The organism is Bacillus sp. CFBP9009 (assembly GCF_036541465.1).
Classification (GTDB): Bacteria; Bacillota; Bacilli; order Bacillales; family DSM-1321; genus Peribacillus.
This window is the reverse complement of record NZ_JAZHFU010000003.1, coordinates 458,141-475,209: the sequence shown is the minus strand read 5'-3', so window position 1 is coordinate 475,209 and position 17,069 is coordinate 458,141. Positions and strand designations below refer to the sequence as shown.

Here is a 17,069-nt window from a genome sequence, read left to right as displayed (position 1 = left end):
AAACGCTGTGCACATTGATACTAATTAATTTAGAAAGAAATCGTTTACGAAAAAAAGATCCCATGATTTAAGTTTTACACATGGCAAAAACGGATAGGATATAAGATAGAGGAAGCTACAATCGGATTGATACCAGAATCTTCCATCTTTTTTTATATACTTTTAGACATTAGTATATTTAATTCATCAAACCCCTTCCGTTTTTATGGCGGAGCTGGGTTTATTTTTACATGATGTTGAAAAACATGAAAAAATTGTTGTTTTTATATATAATGAAAAAAGCAATGCAAACAAGTGAGGAGAGATTAAAATGGTTTTTAAGGTATACTATCAAGTAACCATATCAGAGGTTCCAATCAGGGAGAATACTAAAACAATGTTTGTCGAAGGTGAATCCGTTCGTGACGTCCGTTTAAAATTAAAAAAAGAACCTTATAACGTAGAAATCGTACTACCCGTAACCGGAGCATATTTAGAATATGAAAAACAAAATGAAGATTACAAAGTATTGGAGCTATAATTTATGAAATTTGTAAAAAACGATCAAACAGCTGTATTCGCCCTGGGCGGTTTAGGCGAAATCGGTAAGAACACATATGCTGTTCAGTTTCAAGATGAAATCATCATCATTGATGCTGGAATTAAATTTCCTGAAGATGAACTTCTCGGTATTGACTATGTGATTCCAGATTACAGCTATTTAGAGAAAAATGTAGATAAAATTAAAGGTGTATTCATTACCCATGGCCATGAGGACCATATTGGCGGGATTCCTTATTTACTTAGAAAAGTGAATGTCCCTGTATACGGCGGGAAGCTGGCACTTGGACTGCTTCGTAATAAATTGGAAGAACACGGCCTTTTACGTCAGACAACCATGATTGAAATCAGTGAAGATGAAGTGATCAAGTTCCGGAAGACGTCCGTTTCTTTCTTCCGCACAACTCACAGTATCCCTGATTCTTATGGGATCGTCGTTAAAACCCCACCTGGACAAATTGTCCATACTGGTGATTTTAAATTCGACTTCACACCAGTTGGCGAGCCTGCTAACCTGACCAAGATGGCGGAAATCGGTAAAGAAGGCGTATTGTGCTTACTCTCGGATAGCACAAATAGTGAAGTGCAGAACTTTACTATGTCCGAAAGCCGTGTCGGCGATACCATTCAAGATATTTTCCGTAAGGTTGACGGCCGGATAATTTTTGCAACGTTTGCATCAAACATTCATCGCCTTCAGCAAGTTGTGGAAGCAGCCGTGGCTAACGGACGCAAAATAGCCGTTTTTGGCAGGAGCATGGATTCAGCCATATCAATTGGACAAGATCTTGGTTATATCGTAGCGCCTAAAGATACATTTATTGATGTACAGCAATTGAATCGCATGCCTGCGAATAAAGTAACCATCCTTTGTACGGGCAGCCAAGGGGAACCAATGGCAGCCCTGTCGCGCATAGCGAATGGCACTCACCGCCAAATTCAAATCATCCCTGGTGATACTGTCGTATTTTCTTCTTCACCTATCCCAGGTAACACAATCAGTGTTTCCAGAACGATCAATCAATTATATCGTGCAGGAGCAGATGTCATTTCAGGTCCTTTGAATGACATTCATACATCAGGGCATGGCGGACAGCAGGAACAAAAGCTAATGCTTCGTTTGATAAAACCAAAATTCTTCATGCCGATCCATGGTGAATACCGTATGCAAAAACTTCATGCCCGCCATGCAGTCGATTGCGGAGTTCCGGAAGAAAATTGTTTTATCATGGATAATGGTGAAGTTCTTTCCTTAAGTGAAAACACAGCACAAATCGCTGGTAAAATCCCTTCAGGTTCGGTTTATATCGATGGAAGCGGCATCGGGGATATCGGTAATATCGTTCTCCGAGATCGTCGGATTCTTTCCGAGGAAGGTCTTGTCGTCGTCGTTGTCAGCATCAATATGAAGGAATTCAAAATTGCATCCGGTCCTGACATCATTTCACGCGGATTTGTTTATATGAGAGAATCAGGAGACCTGATCAGCGATGCTCAATCCTTGATCACCAAGCATTTAAATAAGGTGATGGATCGCAAAACTACACAATGGTCTGAAATCAAAAATGAAATTACAGACACTCTATCTCCATTCCTATATGAAAAAACTAAACGCCGTCCGATGATCCTGCCGATCATCATGGAAGTGCAATAAATAATAGAAGCCCAGCCATTGATGGCTGGGCTTTTTTTGTTTAGGTTTGTAAATCTCGAACGTTGAATTCCACTCCAGGCACTCGCTTTCCGCGGGCGGTCCGGGAGCCTCCTCGGCACCTTAGCGCCTGTGGGGTCTCCCTTGGACGCGTACTCCGCAGGAGTCTCGAACACCCATTCCAATCAACTTTGTTTTAACAGTTAGATAGAACTCCTTTTGCCTACAGTCTTTTTTGTTTTAAAACAGGAGTATTAAAACTTGAGGTGATAAGGATGCTTGAATAGATTTTCTATCGCATCTTAATGGAAAGCTTCCGAAAGTAAACTGATAAGTAGCATGTATTTGTTGATTCCACACATTGGAAAGCCAGTGCCGGAAACACGAACCTATCAAGTACGCCTTCAAGAAGAAATAAATCAAAATAGAGAGTACAAATCATCCAAACCCATTTGCGCGACTTGGTCACTTTTATCACAGTGTACAGAAAGTAAAGATCATCTGTGTCATTATGTAGATGTAAAATCTATATATGCGAAACGCAAAGAAACAATATTGCGTGTACTCGAGATGCAAAAGAAAAGAATGGTTTTCGTAGTACTACTTAAGGGAATTAAAAAATTGTCGATGCAGGCTATTCTCTATAACTACTTCAAATCCAATTAAAAAACAAAAAGGTTTCGGAATGAGACCATTCCGAAACCTTTTTGTTTTCCTTTGATAAAAGCCGCTGCTCCCATTTTAGCAGGACGCTTACTTATTCCACAATTTTTTTTTCAAAGCGATTGATGTCCGAATCCGCGCCGATGACGATCAATATATCACCTTTATGAATTAAATCGCTCGCCTGTGGGGAGACATTTATTTCGTTCCCTCTTTTGATCGCGACGATATTCAGCCCATAGTGAGCACGGATATCAAGGTCAAATATCGAGTTTCCATTCATCTTTTGGCTGGCAACAATTTCGACGATGGAGTGTTCATCAGAAAGCTCCAAATAATCGAGAATATTATTGGAGACGATATTATGGGCAATCCTTCTTCCCATATCTCGTTCGGGGTGCACGACAAAGTCGGCCCCGATTTTCCGGAGAACCTTCTCATGATAATCATTTTGCGCTTTAACCGTTACATTTCCGACACCCAATTCCTTAAGCATGAGGGTCGTCAATATACTAGCTTGAATATTCTCGCCAATCGCTACAATGACGTGATCAAAATTACGAATACCTATGTTTCTCAGCACATTTTCATCCGTCGTATCCCCTACAACGGCATGTGAGGCTATCCTGGCAAATTCATTCACTCGATCTTCGTCAGCATCGATGGCCAGAACCCCTAATCCTTCTTCAGCTAATGTCCTGACTATGCTGCCGCCAAAACGGCCAAGTCCAATCACCGCAAATTCTTTTTTCACAATAAGCCCTCCAACGTGATTCGTTCTCTCTTTAGAGCATGTTCTGTACCGAAAAGCATTTTTACGCTTCGCTTCCTTTAAACGTTATATATTCCGTTAAGTGATTGATTGCGAGTTCAATCGCTTTTTCATCAGGACTTAACTTGGCGTGGTGCAATCCGTATTCCGATGAAACCCCCAGCCAGAACATGAATCCTGGAATCTCCTTTAACATATATCCAAAATCTTCACCAGTCATCGCTTCAGTACAACAATGTAAATGAACAGCATTTGACTTCTCTGTAAATTCCATGAATTCCCTGGTCAACCGTTCTTCATTATATACCTGGTGATACATCGCTCCATAGTCGATATCAGCCAAGCACTCATATCCCACTTGTATACCATCCACAAGCGCTTTTATTCTTGACTTGACCTTTACCATCGATTCGGGGTTAAGGGTGCGTATTGTGCCTTCTAACCGCGCTGTCTCCGCAATAATGTTTTGAACGGTGCCTCCAGTAATCTTTCCAACTGTAATGACAGCTGAATCAAGTGGATTGACATTCCTTGAAACGATTGTTTGCAGCTGCCCTACAAGCGAGCAGGCCGCAATGACCATGTCATTTGTTTCATGCGGATAGGCTGCATGCCCTCCTTTCCCCCTCAAATCGATGAATAATTCAGATGTATTGGCAAATAGAAGCCCTTCTTTAACGGCAATCGTACCAACTGGATACTCTGGAGCAATATGTAAAGCAAGGATCATATCCGGCTTCCATTTTTTCATGGTTTCCGATTTAAGCATTGGTTCAGCTCCTCCAGGCCCCTCTTCTGCAGGCTGGAAGATGAATAGCAAGTCATCATCAATCGGATTTTCAGTGAAATATGTCAATAACCCCAAACCTATGCTCATATGAAAATCATGACCGCAGGCATGCATATATTCCTCGTGGTTGGATGCGAACGGCAATCCGGTTTCCTCTTTTATCGGCAGACCGTCAATATCAGCCCGGTAGCCAATAGTTTTTCGCGGATTCCTTCCCTTCACTTTCACGAATATCCCAGTCCGCCAAGTTTCGATTTCCATTCGCTCCTGGGCAAGATTCGTTATGTAATTCAGTAGGTATTGCTGCGTCTTGAATTCCTTGAATCCTATCTCCGGTATTTGATGCAAATCACGCCGGATCTCGGCAAAAGGATTTATTTTCACATTATTCCCTCCCTATACAGAAAGCGTGGATATATTTATCCACGCTTCAGGCAATATTCACTAAAGAAATTAAAGTTGACGAAGTTCTTGCATGATTTCTGTTTTTGATTTTGTTTTTTCGTCAATTTGTTTAATGACCCTCGCCGGGATACCAGCAGCCACGGAGTATGGAGGAACGTCTTTCGTTACAACTGCACCAGCCGCCACAACGGAACCTTCACCGATTTTGACACCTTCTAGCACGACCGCATTGGCTCCGATTAACACATCATCTTCCAAAATGACTGGTTGTGCGGAAGGCGGCTCGATGACACCTGCTAAAACGGCACCTGCACCTACGTGACAGTTTTTGCCCACTGTTGCACGTCCGCCCAGTATTGCGTTCATGTCGATCATTGTACCTTCACCGATAACAGAACCAATATTGATTGATGCACCCATCATGATGACTGCGTTGTCTCCAATGGATACTTGGTCACGGATTATTGCGCCAGGCTCGATACGGGCTTTGATGCCTTTTAGGTCCAATAAAGGAATGGCAGAGTTACGACGATCATTTTCAACTACATAATCCTCGATTTTTGTTCCTGCTGCCTTGATTGCTTCTTCGACTTCAGACCACTCACCGAATACAACCCCTGTATTTCCTGTAATGAAAGTTTTAGAAGCTGGACCAAAATCCATGCCTTCTAAATCGCCTTTCACATATACCTTTACAGGTGTAGATTTTTTACTATTTGAGATAAAAGAAATAATTTCGTTTGCATCCATTTTATTCATTCCGGGTAAACCTCCTAAATATGTATCATTACTCGTTTTAAATTTACCAGACAACAGCCGGCAAGACAAGTTGAATGTCTCTCTTATATATTATTCTGCCCTATTGACATTTTCGTAGGCGGACCTATAACATTCCTTGGTCGCGAATATGCTCTTTCACCACTTCCGTGAATGCCTGGACTTGCTTTAACTGGAAGGCAGATTCATAGCCGCAAAGCCATGTATCACGTTCGATTGAGTGGTTATGCCCATCCAATAGAGGGATTTTAAAAACATTCGTATCTTTATCATGTAAAGTGATGGCTGGCAGGATCGCATATCCTATACCATTAAACACCATTTGTTTGCATGTTTCGATTTGGTCCACGACTATGGTGTTTTTTGGTGTCGTTTTAAATTGCCGATGCCACCAGTCCTGGATTTCCTGGTAATAATTGGAATCACTTTTAAACTGAATGAATGGCCGGTCCGTTTCAAACACTTGATTCAGTTCCTTCATTTCAGTATCCACCAAATAAAGCATATCCGTGAATAAATGCTGTTTTACCCCTTTCCAATCCGGGGCTCCCCTTATGATGCCAATATGCACTTGCCCTTCATACAAAGACTTTAAAATCTCACTGCTCCAGCCAGTGATCAAGGAAATTTTGGCATACGGGTATTTTTGGACGAACTTTTTCAATACTTGCGGCAGCCAATTTTGACCGACAATCGAGGCGCAGGCTATTTTCAAAGTGCCATATACTTCATGGTCCATAGCTTGGATACTTTCCCTGACCTTTTCTTCTTTTTCTATAACTTCATTGGCCAAACGAATTACCGCTTCGCCTGCTGGCGTCAGTGACAGCCCTTTTTGTGAACGCAAAAACAGTTTCGAGCCCCAATCCTTTTCTATTGATTGTAAACGCTGAGATAAAGCCGGCTGGGAAACGAACAGCCGCTCAGCCGCTTTTCTCATATTCATTTCCTGAGCAAGCACGGATAATAAATGAAATTCTGAAAATGACATACACACCAACCTCTTGATAATCAAATCTTATCATGTTGAATTAATTTATTTAAATTTTATTATCAACAAAGTCGGCTTATAATACAAGAGAAAAGAAACGGAGTGGATATCCTTTGACGATCATTTTATTGCTTGTCATCAGTTTTGCAGCATCCTTTGTCGGCACATTGGCCGGTAGCGGCGGTCTTATCGGCATGCCATCCCTTCTGTTGATAGGTTTACCCATCCACCAGGTTATTGGTTCAGTCAAGTTTTCCAATATGTTTTCTTCTTTTTCCAGTTTTTATATTTTACTCAAGAATAAACAGTTAAAATTGAAGGATGCCCTCCAGTTAATCCCATTTGCCCTTTTCGGTGGCTTTTGTGGCGGGCTGCTTGCTAATTCATTCTCTGAAAAGGCGATGAATCTATTGGCCATCTGTCTTTTGACTGTCGCTTTGATCATGAATTTCATAAAAAAACCGAAACCTTCCGATGAAACGGATTGGCATCTCCCAAAAAAAGTTTATCCATCCCTATTCGGAATCAGTGTCTATGACGGAATGTTCGGACCGGGACAGGCAACCATGCTCATGTATACCTTTTTAAGAAATGGGGCCACCTACCTTCAATCTCTGGCTTTTACTAGATTCCAAACTTTCATTAGCTGTACAGCTGCATTCATCACCTATTTCCTTGCCGGTAACATTGCCTGGGAGATCGCCATTTATTACACGATCGGTTCCCTGATCGGATCACAGCTGGCCCTGCGGGTGGCTCAAAAAATCTCCACTCGACAATTGAAATTCATTTTACATTCGGTCACGATCGCATTATTGATTCAATTGATCATCAGAGTCGCGTTTCCTTAAAAAAGGCAAACTCCATTTAAAGAGTCTGCCTTTTTTTCCTATGCCTTCTTATTCTTTCTTAGTCTCGTAAGTAACAGGAAGCTGATTATAGAGAAGACTAGAACGATGAGATAAATCGTCTGCAGTGACAATGTAAGTCCTTCCTGTAAAACCTTCACCACATTTTCAGGAAGCGACATGCGTTCTTCACTGTTCAACAGTTTGTTAGCCGTATTTATCGTCACTCCCGAGCCGGCAGGCGCATGCTCGTTCAAATAGGCTTGAAGTCTCATATTCATGATTCCTCCAAGTAATGCGGCACCTACCGTATTACCTAAATTACGCATGAACATATTGGAAGCTGTCGCAATCCCCCTGCGTTCCCAGCTGACTGTTTTTTGAATGACGACAATGAATGAGGTAGAAGTCAACCCCATGCCAACACCGACAAAGAATGATCCCATGGCAGCAATCAGGGGCCCAGACTCCGGCTTCATCCATACTAGGATCAAACTCCCAAGGACCAATGAGCACCCTCCAAGGAGGGAGGTTGATTTGAATCCTATTTTCATCAATAACCTGCCTGAGACCATTGATGCGATCGGCCAGCCAATCGACATGGCTGTCAATGTAAAACCAGCTACCGTGGGCGAGCGCTCCATCACGCCCTGAACGAATGTCGGGAGGAAACTTGATAATCCAATCATCATCACCCCTGTCGTCAGGGATACAAGGTTCGCAATCAGAATCGAACGCTCCTGCCAAATTTCAAATGGCATCATCGGTTCGGCCGCTTTCTTTTCCTGAAGGATGAATAAGATAAAGGTGATGATCGCCACTAATGCCAAGGATATGACCGGAGCTGAAGCCCATGACCATTTCACTCCTCCTTCTACGAGTATCACCATAAGAGTGGATATGGATAACGTCAATAGCGCTGCACCCAGGTAATCGATATCACGTTTTTTCTTTTCGATTTTTTCATGAAGGAAAAACCAAATCCCAATAAAAGATAATAAGCCCAAAGGAACATTAACCCAGAAGACAAGCTTCCAAGTCAGGGATTCAACCAGCACGCCGCCCAAAGCGGGTCCCATTACCGCTGAAATGCCCCAAACGCTCGATAGATACCCTTGAACGCGGGCCCTCTCTTCGTTTTTATAAATATCACCAACAATCGTCGAAGCTACAGGAGCTACAGCTCCCGCCCCGAATCCTTGTACAAAGCGATAAATGATGAGTTCGGTCATAGAATCGGCAAAGCCGCAAAGAATGGAGCCAATTAAAAAGACAACGATTCCAAATAATAAGACAGGTTTTCTCCCGAGAATATCCGATAGCTTACCATAAATCAAGACTGTTACGGCGTTCATTAGCAAATAACTTGAAAACACCCAGCTGTAAAGTGAAAAACCACCTAAATCACTTACAATGGCTGGCATTGCCGTCGAAACGATCGTTCCTTCAATAGCATTCATAAACATAGCCAACATGATGGCAGCTAGGATGTAGGGACGTTTCAATTTTTTATTCTGCACTTTTGCACTATCCACTGCTTGGCCCAATTCCCGCATCCTCCCCTTAGACCTTAATTGTTTTTATAGACTTTACCCCTAAGTAGATCGAATATGTAAAAAAACAAGAAAACTCGCCAACTGGCGAGTCTTGAGGTTAACCATCATTTTATGCCTTGCTTATTTATCAGGTGTATTTTGTTTAAATACCTTTTTTAAGATTGCCCTTCTCGTTAAGATACCTTCAAATACATGTTCGTCATTCTCTACACAGACAAACGGATGATCAATCAACAATTCCACACCCTTGGTCAATGTATCTTCAATATGCAGGCGAGGTATCTCTATATTCATTATTTCGGAAACTTTTTTATTCTCAAGATTATCAAATTCAATTCGTTCCAGTCCCAAGATTGAATCAAGAATGACTGGTGTACTAATTAAACCATGCAGTTTATACATCGGATCTAACACAGGAATGGCCGTATAACCGCTCTTTGTTAATACCAATAGTGCATGTTCTAAATTATTGGTTACCTGCACGTGGGCCACGCGTTCAGAAGAAATCATTAAGTCTTTAACGCTGGATTCCAATAAATCCCCATCATGAGTACCGATCATGTTAAAACCCCTTACCATATGTTTTTATATACAGCTCTTTCTATAGTTTAACATATGTAAGCAGAAAAGGCTCATTCCTAGACCAATAAAATCCCAAACGGCGGGATTTCCGCAAGAGATCTTTAGCCCTTACTTGTTTTGATGTTAACCTGTTTAAAACCGCATTCCGGGCATTGATAAATCACATTTTGGTTGGATTGTGCCGTTAATACATTTTCCATTTCCCTTTCCTCACCGCATACTGGGCATATTACCATTGGATTTTTCATTTACATCCCTCCAATTAATAAGATGTCGTAAAAATCACTACTTCATTCAAGTAAAAATTGACCGGTTCACAATAAAAAAGCCGCTTCCAATGGAAGGCGGCTTTTTGTGATTTCTTAAGATTGAAGAAGATCAAAGATTTCAATGGTAATCATATCAATATTATCGAATTGATATTTAGATGATTTCCCTTTATCACTGTATACTTCAAGCTCGAACATTTCTGTTTTGCTGAAATATGTAACCTGGCACTTTTTCACACCATCTATTTCAAAAAAACGTTGAGCAGATTCAGATTCCTTCGCTTGCTCTTGAAGACTTTTCAATCTGGTAAGGATGCCCTGTAATTGAGACATACTCCCTCTCCTTTCTGAATAAAACCTTTTCGATAGGTTTCACTATACCATACTTTTCTATCCAGTAGCCACGCTGAAATAAATTCAGAATAATTTAAAACTTCATTCTTTACTTGGCACTATTAACAGAATAAAATAAGGAATGGATTTTGTACATGAAAAATTTTCTGGGGGTAGATTCTGTTGCAAAACATTAGTGAGCTTGGATATCGCATTTCATTGATTGATGGTTTTGATTTGGATAGAAGAAATCGTACAGGAACATATGTGATTGCCGATGAAGACATCACCTTAGTCGAAACTTCTGCCAGCCCTTCCATTCCCCACTTAATGAAGGGGCTCGAACATTTGGGAATCACCCTCGAAGATATTACATATATCATTCTTACCCATATTCATTTGGACCATGCAGGCGGAGCTGGACTTTTTTTACAGCATTGTCCGAATGCGAAAGTGATCGTCCACCCGAAAGGTGCACGGCATCTAGAAGATCCAACACGTTTGATCGCTGGGGCTAAAGCAGTCTATGGTGAAGAATTCAACAAGCTTTTCGATCCGATATTACCTATTCCATTAGATAGAATTCTGACTAAACATGATAGGGAATCGCTAAAAACAAGTGAAAATTCCAAGTTGACCTTTTATGACACGCCAGGACACGCAAACCATCATTTAAGCATTTTCGATTCAGTTTCAAAAGGGATGTTTTCAGGTGACACCGTAGGCATCTATTATCGTGAACTCGATGAAGAAGGTTTGGAATTTTACTTACCGTCCACATCGCCAAACCAATTTAATCCCGATGCGATGCTTGCTTCAGCGGAATTGTATGAAAGCATCGGCGTCGAACGTATATATTTTGGTCATTACGGGGTATCGGAAAATCCTAAGGAAGTGTATAAACAACTTCATTACTGGCTGCCTAAATTCGTGGAGACTGCCAAATCGGCATATAGGGAATATGCTAGCTTCGAGGAACAAGTGGCAGCTACCAGTAAAAATATTTTCACGGAGGTCGCTGTTCATTTAGGCGAAAAAGGAATCACCGCTGATCATCCTGTTTTTGATATCATTGCCATGGACCTTAACGTTTGTTCCATGGGATTGATAGACTACCTGATAAAACGGGAAAAAGATCGGTAGAATGGTCCTTAAGGTTTTTTCCTATTCAAATGTCTCGGCATTCTCTATAATGAAAAAGTAAACCTTACCTAAAGCATACATGGAGGAATGAAATGAAAGACGTTACGCTCTATACCCAACCTGATTGCCCTCCCTGCAAAATCATGAAAATGTTCTTTGATGATAATAATGTCGTATACAAAGAAAAAGATATTAAAGCGGATGGACAAGCACGAAAAGAACTAACGAATAAATATGGCGCCTATTCCACACCGACGGTCGTCATCGATGGGAAAGCCATTATTGGTTTTGAATTGGACGAAATAAAGAAAGAACTGAATATATAACAAAAAGTCCAGGGAAGGCTGTAACCTTCCTTGGACTTTTTCATTTCAGCCTCCATACTTTTCAGCTTTGAAGGACTTTCCTCTAAATCCCTTATTTTATTTTTTCACTTCCATACTTTACGTCCATTATCTTCCAAACTCCATTTTCCTTTTTCAAAGTAACTGATTCAACATGTTTTTCCATCGATACAGGTCCATCCCCTGTGTCCTGGAATTCCTCCTGAACATAAATGAAATCACCGTTTTTCCCATATATAATTTCAGTATTTTTGTCGTAGCTGAAAAATGGGATATAATATGGAGCGAAATCTGATCCAAATGCGGTATAACCGCCATCAACTTTCACTACATTCGCTTGGACGAACTTCTCGATGAAATCATCTGTGAAATGTTTATCCAACTTCCCTTCAATCGCTTCCTTAGTACGTACTTCCTCACTGATCGAGCCTTGATTCTCCATGGCATCCTGTACTAAGGATAATACTTCCTCTCTATGTAAGCCTTCCGCTGAAGCAGTGAACCCTCCACTAAAAAATAGAAGGATACTGGCAAGACATGCAACTAAATATTTACTCATTACAATCATCTCCTAGTTATAGAATTTCTCCTAATGATTCGGATTTTTGCCCATGTCTTTCAATACCCGTCCAGATCAAAGCCAAACTACAAAATCACATTCTCCGTTAGACCTTGAAACCATTGCCCATTCTTCACAATAAAAAAGAAGATTTCATAATAATGAAATCTCCTTCTCACCATTATCGAAAAGCATAGTAAAAAATAAAACCGGCAACCAAAATCGTCCCAACTAAAAGAGAAACGAATATCGGGTTCTTTAAATAAGGATGTTCTTTAACTGAATCATCGATAGTCGAATCATATCTGGCTTTCACTTTCTGTGCCCTTGCCACAGAATAAGTATAAAAGAGCAGATATAACGCCATGACTGTAACGATTATGATTAGAATCCAGATGTACGTGCTCAAAATATGTCTCCTCCAAGCGCATCATTTCTGCTTATCGTTACACATTTAAAGCGATTATATTCATGAATCGTTTTTTATAATAGTGCTTCATTTTCATATAAATAACTATAAGAAAGATCACAGAAAATGTATTCCTTATTATTCAGGGGATATGAAAAGGTCCGAATGGTTTCTCCCGTTTCGATATCACTGTATAAATCGGATAGTATTCCTGTTTTCCGATTACGCATCTTTACGATATTTTCGAGAAAATAAGGTCTCCAGCTCCAATTTTTATTCATATAGCTCGGTTGGACTAACCATTGCCCGTCCTTATGGAGGATATTGGGAGATTTTTGATACCCCTCTTCATCACAAATATAAAGCCGGAAACATACGGAATCCAACTTTTTCGCCAAAACTCCGAGAAACTCTTCATGGGAGCCAGCCCGCTTATGCTGTTTTAAGAAGTTTTGCATATTCTCATTGAATTGCAAAGTCTTTTGATAAACGGCTTCAAGCTTCTTGGTCTCTAAAGAAATGAAAGACTGACATTCTTGATGGAATTTTTCACGAAGTAAATCTTTATTAATGAACTCGCCTTCCGGTTTCGCCAAAAAATACCCTTGATAATATCGTCCCCCATTCTTCCATGCAAAGCGAAGCTGGTATTCGGACTCAATGTTTTCAAATAGTAAATTGGCGCCGATTTTTCGTGCAAGCATGCTTAGAGAAAACAGGATGACCTGATAGGCATCTCCACCTGAAATGCGAAGCTGGTCCAGGTTAACTTTTAAAATATTCGGAGAAATCTGTGCGATTCGGTCCAATTGCGTATCTTCCCCTAAATGATCTAAAGCTATCTTAATCCCATATGTTTTAAAGTAAGCAAGCACATGCTGCAAAGGATCTAAGTTTTCCGGACTGATCGTGTCTGATAATTCCAGCACGATCCGGTGCATTTCCTCCGGTTGAAAATGACGATGTAAAATCTCCATGAATTCTTCGCCATGATCCAGCATAAGCAAATTAGGATCTCTGTTGATAAAGATAAGAAAATCTTCACCATAGTCTTTTATTCTCTCCAAGGCAATTTCAAGTACGTAATTATCCACTTCCACCCTATACTCTTCCGGCACTGCAGAATCGTGAAAAAAAGGGCCAAGGCTTTTATATTCCGCTTGTTCCTCATAGCGCCCTAGAATTTCATACCCGATTACCTGATGTTGATCTGCACTGAAAATCGGTTGAAAGAATGGTGTCACCTTGTCTAAATTCTTTAATATCTTTTCTGTATCCATGATGCATCTTCCCCCTAATTACGAAAACACCAATATGCCAAAATTATACCATTAGTTTCTGGCATTGATAATAAATAATTTTAATTCCTACTGAACACCTCTTTTTTCAGAACATTAAAATACCCGTTCACCCTATCGATTTGAAAAAAATACATTGAAAAGGCATTGTCCATAAATCGAACAATGCCTTAAGTCTGATCAAAAAGGGAAGAACCACGGAATCGTGATCACCATGATAACACCAATGAAGATCTGTATGGATATCCCAATCATGATAAAATCTTTATGCTTGTAATCACCCGCCGTCATGACAAGCGCGTTGGTAGTGGCAACCCTTGGAGTGGATAACGCCAAACTGCCAGCAACGGCAAGGCATAGAAACACAGGAAGCGGATCGATTCCTTGATTCACCGCAGATGTCAGGGCAATGGGCGTCATGATTACCGTCGCGGCCCCATACGGGATGAATTGGCTCAGTATCAGTGTCAGGAGGTAAAAGACCGCCAATATGCCGTGTGCCCCGATATTACTGAATAAAACGGCCAGCCAATCACTTATCATTCTCACTCCACCCGTATTATCCAAAGCAGCCGTTATTCCGAACATGGCAGCAATCAAGAGAACAGGTTCCCAGTTAATCTTTTGGTAAGCATCCTCCATCGAACGGACACAGCCAGTGATCACCATCAACAATGCTGCCGTCAATACCGATAGTACAGCAGGGACGGACTCCATCGATAAAAGAATGACCATCAATGCAGTAATCCCCAAGGCGATCCATGCTTTGCCCCTGGAGTTGACCGGAGAGCCATCTTCCGAGGTACTTCCAATAACGATGACATCCTGTAAATCCGAGGAAATCCTCTCAATGTTCTCCCATTCCCCATGTATCAGGATTGCATCCCCCGGTTTCAAGCGTTCCGTTCCGACATCCGCTTGAATATATTCGCCATTTCGATTGATTGCCAGCACATTACATTGGTATTTTTCACGAAAATGCACATCTATCAAGGTTTGATTTTCATAATCCGAGTTCGGGACGATCAATATTTCTGTCAATCCAAATCTACTGCTAAGAAAATGTTTCTTTATTTGTTCGGTATTGAAATGTTTAAACTCCAGTTCATAGTTAATGGCCAATCTCTCAACTGCTTCTTCTTCTCCAAACACCAAAATGACATCTTCAGGATGAAGAACTTCATCCGCCCTGGCTGAAATCGTCAGCTGTCTTTGCAGCAGCGGCAATTGCTTGTCCTTAGGCTTCCGCTGGATTTCAATCAAAGTCAATTCATACTGAATAGGAAGCTGGAGGTCTGACAGCCTTTCTCCAACAATATCGGAAGTAGCGGGTATATGCAGATAATGCAATCGGTCATATACTTTGTACATGCCGGCAAGCTCCCCTGCCGACAGTCCCTTGACACTGTTGTTCGCGGCAATCGTTTTCTCGGGAAGCAACAGGCGCCCCAGTGTCAACATGAAGAATAACCCTGCTGCAAAGGCGATTAAGCCAACAGGTGTAAAGTCAAAAAACTCTAAAGTCCCGATTCCGTTTTGCCGTAATACATCAGCAACGATCATATTGGAGGGAGTACCGGTAAGTGTTAATAGCCCCCCAATACTGCTTGCATAGGCAAGGGGCAATAAATACCTTGTCGGACTTGTTTTTTGTTGTAAGGCCATGCTCATAACGAGCGGAAGCAGTATGGAAACAATTCCTGTTCCGCTTAAAAATGCACTTAATATTCCTGCAGTCAGCATGACGATAAGCAGCGATTTCCATTCACTGCCCCCACATAAACCTAACAACTTATTTCCTGCCTTTTCCACGATTCCTGTATTTAACAGGCCGGCACCGACGATGAATAGCCCTGCCAGCATGATGACTGCTTGATTCGCAAATCCGGCCACCAGTTCATCCAAGGTAAGAATCCCCAATAAACCCAGTATGGATAGTGCACTAAGTGCAATTAAATCAGCTCGAAATTTTCCTTGTATAAAAAGCGCAATCGCGCATAGAAGTATAATCAGTGTAATAAACATTGGTTCGGTCATCATGTTACCTCCGTATAGATGTTCAATTTCAAACCGGATACGGTTTCATCAAACCCCAGTTTACATGTTTTTCATAGGCTTATAGAAGATATTTTCTTCAATTTATGTATATTGTTTGTTAGTATGAGGAAGTAACATTTTTATATTAGATAGGTTGATTAATTTGAATAAACCCATATCAAGAAGAACATTCTTAAAGAAAAGTCTTGGTACATTGGCTACCTTAACCGGTTTAGGTATTGGCGGAAACTATTATGCCCATAATTTGGAGCCGAAATGGTTAGAAACCAAGCATAAAATTATCAGCCACCCGCTTATCCCAAAAGGTTTTCATGGCATGAAAATGGTCCAATTCAGTGATACGCATTTAGGCTTTCAATTTCAGCTTAAAGATTTACAAGCAATTGTCAATAAGATAAACCAACTGGACCCTGATGTTATTTTATTTACCGGAGATTTAATGGACCAGCCTAATAAATACAAGGCTCACCAGAAAATCCCTCTCGTTTTGAATCAACTCAAAGCGCCGCTTGGAAAGTTCAGCATCTACGGTAACCATGATCATGGGGGATATGGCTCAGAAATTTATAGCGATATCATGGAAAAATCCCATTTTACCATGTTGCAGAATACCTCAGCTAAGATAACCTTATTAACGGCTGAAGAAATAATCATTGCCGGGGTTGATGATGCCATGCTAGGAAAGCCGGATTTTGAAAAAGCCCTTTCTGGCATCCCGGAAGAAGTGTTCACCATTATGCTGTCACATGCCCCTGACCTTGCCGACATATCAAGGACTTACGACATCCAGTATCAAATAAGCGGTCACAGTCATGGAGGCCAAGTACAAATTCCTTTTGCCGGTGCCCTTGTAACTCCTCCATACGCTGAAAAGTACCGGGAAGGCACATATGAAATCGACGATTCATTAACGTTACATGTTAATAGAGGGCTTGGCACTACCCGTCTCCCCTATCGTTTTCTTTCACGTCCGGAGTTGACTGTTTACGAATTACAAGCCGAAAAATGATAGAAAAAGAACACAGGGGAAAACCGCCAGACTTATTAACAAAACCTGTGCGGATAAAACAACTTGTTGCCA

Annotated in this window: 18 protein-coding genes; 6 read left to right on the top strand and 12 right to left on the bottom strand. The window is 41.0% G+C overall.

What is annotated here, in order from left to right; genetic code table 11:
* Positions 1-310 precede the first annotated feature (310 nt).
* Both V3595_RS11665 and rnjA read left to right on the top strand, forming a co-directional pair.
* A complete protein-coding gene (locus V3595_RS11665; protein ID WP_034314070.1) occupies positions 311-520 on the top strand; it encodes a DNA-dependent RNA polymerase subunit epsilon in 210 nt (69 codons plus the stop codon).
* 3 nt (positions 521-523) lie between these two features.
* Positions 524-2,194, top strand: a complete 1,671-nt coding sequence (gene rnjA / locus V3595_RS11660; RefSeq protein WP_034314071.1) for a ribonuclease J1 — start codon at positions 524-526, stop codon at positions 2,192-2,194.
* A gap of 754 nt (positions 2,195-2,948) precedes the next feature.
* Here the strand turns inward: rnjA and V3595_RS11655 are convergent.
* From V3595_RS11655 to ccpC, 4 genes are all read right to left on the bottom strand, one after another.
* Complete coding sequence (locus tag V3595_RS11655) at positions 2,949-3,611, bottom strand: potassium channel family protein (protein WP_284702805.1); 663 nt, start codon at positions 3,609-3,611, stop codon at positions 2,949-2,951.
* Positions 3,612-3,669: 58 nt separating this feature from the next.
* Entirely contained in the window at positions 3,670-4,794 is a 1,125-nt protein-coding gene (locus V3595_RS11650; RefSeq protein WP_137018995.1) for an N-acetyldiaminopimelate deacetylase, read from the bottom strand.
* Between the two features lie 75 nt (positions 4,795-4,869).
* On the bottom strand, positions 4,870-5,580 hold the full coding sequence (dapD, locus tag V3595_RS11645; protein WP_402900603.1) for a 2,3,4,5-tetrahydropyridine-2,6-dicarboxylate N-acetyltransferase: 711 nt from the start codon (positions 5,578-5,580) through the stop codon (positions 4,870-4,872).
* 124 nt (positions 5,581-5,704) lie between these two features.
* Positions 5,705-6,589 carry a transcriptional regulator CcpC gene (gene ccpC, locus V3595_RS11640; RefSeq protein ID WP_063231999.1) on the bottom strand — a complete coding sequence of 295 codons (885 nt, stop codon included), beginning with the start codon at positions 6,587-6,589 and terminating at the stop codon, positions 5,705-5,707.
* Between the two features lie 113 nt (positions 6,590-6,702).
* Here ccpC and V3595_RS11635 point away from each other — a divergent pair, with 113 nt between their 5' ends.
* Positions 6,703-7,440 carry a sulfite exporter TauE/SafE family protein gene (locus V3595_RS11635; RefSeq protein WP_485907356.1) on the top strand — a complete coding sequence of 246 codons (738 nt, stop codon included), beginning with the start codon at positions 6,703-6,705 and terminating at the stop codon, positions 7,438-7,440.
* Positions 7,441-7,478: 38 nt separating this feature from the next.
* Here V3595_RS11635 and V3595_RS11630 read toward each other — a convergent pair whose 3' ends face one another.
* The 4 genes from V3595_RS11630 to V3595_RS11615 form a co-directional block, all read right to left on the bottom strand.
* The gene (locus V3595_RS11630) at positions 7,479-8,984 is read right to left on the bottom strand and encodes an MDR family MFS transporter (RefSeq protein WP_485907354.1); all 1,506 of its coding nucleotides are present in this window, start codon (positions 8,982-8,984) and stop codon (positions 7,479-7,481) included.
* A 129-nt stretch (positions 8,985-9,113) separates the two neighbouring features.
* The gene (cbpB, locus tag V3595_RS11625; protein WP_063232001.1) at positions 9,114-9,554 is read right to left on the bottom strand and encodes a cyclic-di-AMP-binding protein CbpB; all 441 of its coding nucleotides are present in this window, start codon (positions 9,552-9,554) and stop codon (positions 9,114-9,116) included.
* A 122-nt stretch (positions 9,555-9,676) separates the two neighbouring features.
* Positions 9,677-9,823, bottom strand: a complete 147-nt coding sequence (locus tag V3595_RS11620; protein WP_089362373.1) for a hypothetical protein — start codon at positions 9,821-9,823, stop codon at positions 9,677-9,679.
* A gap of 114 nt (positions 9,824-9,937) precedes the next feature.
* Complete coding sequence (locus V3595_RS11615) at positions 9,938-10,177, bottom strand: YkuJ family protein (protein WP_034314086.1); 240 nt, start codon at positions 10,175-10,177, stop codon at positions 9,938-9,940.
* Between the two features lie 183 nt (positions 10,178-10,360).
* Between V3595_RS11615 and V3595_RS11610 the strand changes: the two genes are divergently transcribed.
* Both V3595_RS11610 and V3595_RS11605 read left to right on the top strand, forming a co-directional pair.
* On the top strand, positions 10,361-11,320 hold the full coding sequence (locus tag V3595_RS11610) for an MBL fold metallo-hydrolase (protein WP_485907352.1): 960 nt from the start codon (positions 10,361-10,363) through the stop codon (positions 11,318-11,320).
* Positions 11,321-11,412: 92 nt separating this feature from the next.
* Positions 11,413-11,646, top strand: a complete 234-nt coding sequence (locus V3595_RS11605) for a glutaredoxin family protein (protein ID WP_387705363.1) — start codon at positions 11,413-11,415, stop codon at positions 11,644-11,646.
* A 91-nt stretch (positions 11,647-11,737) separates the two neighbouring features.
* Here V3595_RS11605 and V3595_RS11600 read toward each other — a convergent pair whose 3' ends face one another.
* The 4 genes from V3595_RS11600 to V3595_RS11585 all read right to left on the bottom strand — a co-directional run bounded on the left by V3595_RS11600 (position 11,738) and on the right by V3595_RS11585 (position 15,967).
* Positions 11,738-12,223: a DUF3993 domain-containing protein gene (locus tag V3595_RS11600; protein WP_485907351.1), complete on the bottom strand. Its 486-nt coding sequence runs from the start codon at positions 12,221-12,223 to the stop codon at positions 11,738-11,740.
* 181 nt (positions 12,224-12,404) lie between these two features.
* The gene (locus tag V3595_RS11595) at positions 12,405-12,632 is read right to left on the bottom strand and encodes a hypothetical protein (protein ID WP_137018849.1); all 228 of its coding nucleotides are present in this window, start codon (positions 12,630-12,632) and stop codon (positions 12,405-12,407) included.
* Positions 12,633-12,706: 74 nt separating this feature from the next.
* On the bottom strand, positions 12,707-13,912 hold the full coding sequence (locus V3595_RS11590) for an EAL domain-containing protein (protein WP_241590442.1): 1,206 nt from the start codon (positions 13,910-13,912) through the stop codon (positions 12,707-12,709).
* 198 nt (positions 13,913-14,110) lie between these two features.
* Positions 14,111-15,967, bottom strand: coding sequence for an SLC13 family permease (locus tag V3595_RS11585; RefSeq protein ID WP_485907350.1), 1,857 nt, complete (start codon positions 15,965-15,967; stop codon positions 14,111-14,113).
* A gap of 163 nt (positions 15,968-16,130) precedes the next feature.
* Here V3595_RS11585 and V3595_RS11580 point away from each other — a divergent pair, with 163 nt between their 5' ends.
* A complete protein-coding gene (locus V3595_RS11580; RefSeq protein WP_485907348.1) occupies positions 16,131-16,997 on the top strand; it encodes a metallophosphoesterase in 867 nt (288 codons plus the stop codon).
* Positions 16,998-17,069: the final 72 nt, after the last annotated feature.